A 3,383-nucleotide genomic window follows, 5' to 3' on the forward strand; every position below is an offset into this window, starting at 1 on the left:
CGCGTGCCGTGGTGCGCTCAGACCACCAGCGCGGTTGCGGCGCCCACGCCGCACAGCGCGGTCAGGCCCGCGAGCAGCCCCACATCGCGGCGCTCGTTGCCCGCGCGCCAGCCGAGGAACGTGGTGATGACCAGGGTCGCCAGCAGGCACAGCAAAATCAATTCGATCATGGACATGGCAGGGCTCTCCTTGGCTGATTGATCAACGGGGGTCGTGGGGCAAGGCGGGCGTTTCGCGGGGCTGGCCGCGCGAGGTCCACAGCGAGGCAGCGACCGAGCCGGCGATCAGGCCCGCGGTGACCAGCAGCGCATAGCCGATCGGGATCTTGTACAGGTCGATCAGCAGCATCTTCGCGCCGATGAACACCAGCACCAGGGCCAGGCCATAGGCCAGCAGGTGGAAGCGGCTCGCCAGGTCGGCCAGCAGGAAGTACAGCGCCCGCAACCCCAGGATGGCGAAGATGTTGGCGGTCAGCACGATGAACGGATCGTTCGTGATGGCGAAGATCGCGGGAATGCTGTCCACCGCGAAGATGATGTCGGTCGTGCCGATCAGCACCAGCACCACGAAGAGCGGCGTGTAGTGCTTGACGCCGCCGATCATCGTCGTGAGCTTCTCGCCGTCGAACGTGTCGGAGATGCGCATGCGGCCCCGCAGGAACTTCAGCACCGGGTTGGTGGCGATGTCGGGCTCCTTGCCCGCGGCCAGCCACATCTTCACGCCGGTGATGACGAGGAAGGCGCCGAACACGTACAGCAGCCAGTGGAACGTGGCCAGAAGCCAGGCACCGGCCAGGATCAGCACGGTGCGCAGCACGATGGCACCGATGATGCCGACGATCAGCGCACGCTTTTGGTATTCCGCCGGGACGGCGAAGTAGCTGAACAGCATCAGGAACACGAAGATGTTGTCCACCGACAGGCTTTTTTCCACCAGGTAGCCGGTGATGAACTGCATCGATACCGTGTTGGCCACCTCGCGGCCCTGCGAGCCGTTGAGATACCACCACAGAATGCCGACGAACACGAAGGCCAGCGAGAACCAGAGCACGCTCCAGCCCACGGCCTCCTTGGTGGTCACCTTGTGCGCCCCCTGGCGCTCCATGACCAGCAGGTCGATCCCGATTGCGACGACCACGAAGACGGCAAAACCCGCCCACATCCACCAAGTTCCAATGGTTTCCATGGCTTTAGCCTCCGATCGGTTGAAAGCCGTGCGGCGACGGCGGTTGGGGGAATGCCGAAGGCGGCGCAAGGGAAACGGGCTGCAGGTGGTTCATGGCTTGTTGGAAAAGTAATTGGAGGGAGAACGAACCGGACTGTGGGGCCGCCGCAGCCAGAAAAGAAGATGCCTTCCCGGTACCATTGCTTCGGTTTTTCCGAACCATTCCATTTTCCCCACCGCCCGCCCCGCCATGAGCCAGAGCTTCAACTACCGCCACCTATACTACTTCTGGGTGGTCGCCAAGGAAGGCGGCGTGGCCCGGGCGGCTGAACGGCTGGACATGGCGGTGCAAACCATCAGCGCCCAGGTGCGCTCCCTGGAAAAGGACCTGGGCGTGGCCCTGCTGCGCAGCGAAGGGCGCAACCTCGTGCTGACCGATGCCGGCGTGGCGGCCCTGCACGAGGCCGACCACATCTTCGCCCTGGGCGAGCAACTGCCCCTGCGCGTGCGCGAGGCCACCAGCGGGCAGGCGGTGCGGCTGAACCTGGGCATCTCCGACGGCATCGCCAAGCTGGCCGTGCACCGGCTGCTCACCCCCGTGCTGGACGAGCCCCACCTGCGCCTGCTGTGCCACGACGGCGAATTCCAGCCCCTGCTGGCCGAACTGGCGCTGCACAAGCTCGATGCGGTGCTGGCCGACCGCTCCGCCCCGCCCAACCCCGCCCTGCGCACCACCAGCCAGTTGCTGGGCACCAGCGCCATCGGCTGGTATGCGCCGCCGCTGTGGGCCCGCGCCGCCTCGCAGAACTTTCCGCACAGCCTGGCCGTGGTGCCCGTGATCCTGCCCACGGCCCACGCCGCGCTGCGCGCGCGCATCGACCACTGGCTGGAGCGAGAGCGCATCCGCCCCCGGCTGGCCGGGGAGTTCGAGGACAGCGCCCTGCTCAGCACCTTCGCCGCCGCCGGCATGGGCGTGATGCCGGCGCCCCTGCTGCTGGGCGAGCACCTGCAGCGCACCTACGGGCTGGAGCCGGTGGGCACCACGGCGGACGTGCACGAGCACTTTCACCTGATCTACAGCGCGCGCAAGGTGATCCACCCCCTGGTCACCCGGCTGGCCGAGGCCGGCGCGGCGGGGCTGCTGGGGGATGCGGCCACGGATTGAAAGGGATGAACCGGCCGCCGGGGCCGGGCATGGACCTGGCGCAAAAACCCGGCCCCGCGGCTACGCCACAATCAGGGGCATGAGCTTCGCCCCCCTCCAGAACGACACCTTCCTGCGCGCCTGCCGGCGCCAGGCCACCGACTACACCCCCCTGTGGCTGATGCGCCAGGCCGGCCGCTACCTGCCGGAGTACAAGGCCACGCGGGCCCGGGCGGGCAGCTTCATGGGGCTGGCCACCAACGTGGACTACGCCACCGAGGTCACGCTGCAGCCCCTGGAGCGGTTTCCGCTCGACGCGGCCATTCTGTTCAGCGACATCCTCACCGTGCCCGATGCGATGGGCCTGGGCCTGTCGTTCGCCGAGGGCGAAGGCCCGCGCTTTGCCCACGTGGTGCGCGACGAAGCGGCCGTGGCGGCCCTGGCCGTGCCCGACATGGACAAGCTGCGCTACGTGTTCGATGCGGTCACCAGCATCCGGCGCGCGCTCGACGGCCGCGTGCCGCTGATCGGCTTTTCCGGCAGTCCCTGGACGCTGGCCTGCTACATGGTGGAGGGCAAGGGCAGCGACGACTACCGCCTCGTGAAGACGCTGATGTACAGCCGCCCCGACCTGATGCACCGCATCCTGGCCATCAACGCCGACGCCGTGGCCGCCTACCTGAACGCGCAGATCGACGCGGGCGCCCAGGCCGTGATGGTGTTCGACAGCTGGGGCGGGGTGCTGGCCGATGGCGCCTTCCAGGCCTTCAGCCTGGCCTACACCAAGCGCGTGCTGGCCCAGCTCCAGCGCACCGGCGTGGACGGCACCGACGTGCCACGCATCGTGTTCACCAAGGGCGGTGCGCTCTGGCTGGACTCCATGAAGGACCTGGACTGCGAGGTGCTCGGACTGGACTGGACGGCCAATCTGGCCCGTGCACGCGCCCTGGTCGGCGGCGCGGTGGGTGGTCCCGGCAAGGCGCTTCAGGGCAACATCGACCCCAACGTGCTGTTTGCCCCGCCCGAGCAGATCGCGCTGCACACGCGCGCCGTGCTCGACAGCTTCGGCGCCCCC

The 3,383-nt window shown here is 68.0% G+C and carries 4 protein-coding genes; 2 read left to right on the plus strand and 2 right to left on the minus strand.

Translation table 11 applies throughout. From position 1 onward, the window contains the following. Positions 1–17 precede the first annotated feature (17 nt). Both AC27KI_RS21135 and AC27KI_RS21140 read right to left on the minus strand, forming a co-directional pair. The gene (locus AC27KI_RS21135) at positions 18–176 is read right to left on the minus strand and encodes a hypothetical protein (protein WP_284431368.1); all 159 of its coding nucleotides are present in this window, start codon (positions 174–176) and stop codon (positions 18–20) included. Between the two features lie 25 nt (positions 177–201). Continuing rightward, a complete protein-coding gene (locus AC27KI_RS21140) occupies positions 202–1,185 on the minus strand; it encodes a TerC family protein (RefSeq protein WP_487115674.1) in 984 nt (327 codons plus the stop codon). A 229-nt stretch (positions 1,186–1,414) separates the two neighbouring features. Between AC27KI_RS21140 and AC27KI_RS21145 the strand changes: the two genes are divergently transcribed. Then, the gene (locus AC27KI_RS21145; protein WP_272566855.1) at positions 1,415–2,329 is read left to right on the plus strand and encodes a LysR family transcriptional regulator; all 915 of its coding nucleotides are present in this window, start codon (positions 1,415–1,417) and stop codon (positions 2,327–2,329) included. 79 nt (positions 2,330–2,408) lie between these two features. Next, the coding region (hemE, locus tag AC27KI_RS21150) for a uroporphyrinogen decarboxylase (RefSeq protein WP_487115676.1) at positions 2,409–3,383 on the plus strand (975 nt) is incomplete at its 3' end.

The organism is Acidovorax sp. KPB24-03 (assembly GCF_057546605.1).

Coding starts and splice junctions, on each gene's coding strand:
- AC27KI_RS21140 (WP_487115674.1), bottom strand. CDS start 1,185: ATGGAAACCATTGGAACTTGGTGGATGTGGGCGGGTTTTGCCGTCTTC.
- AC27KI_RS21135 (WP_284431368.1), bottom strand. CDS start 176: ATGTCCATGATCGAATTGATTTTGCTGTGCCTGCTGGCGACCCTGGTC.
- AC27KI_RS21145 (WP_272566855.1), top strand. CDS start 1,415: ATGAGCCAGAGCTTCAACTACCGCCACCTATACTACTTCTGGGTGGTC.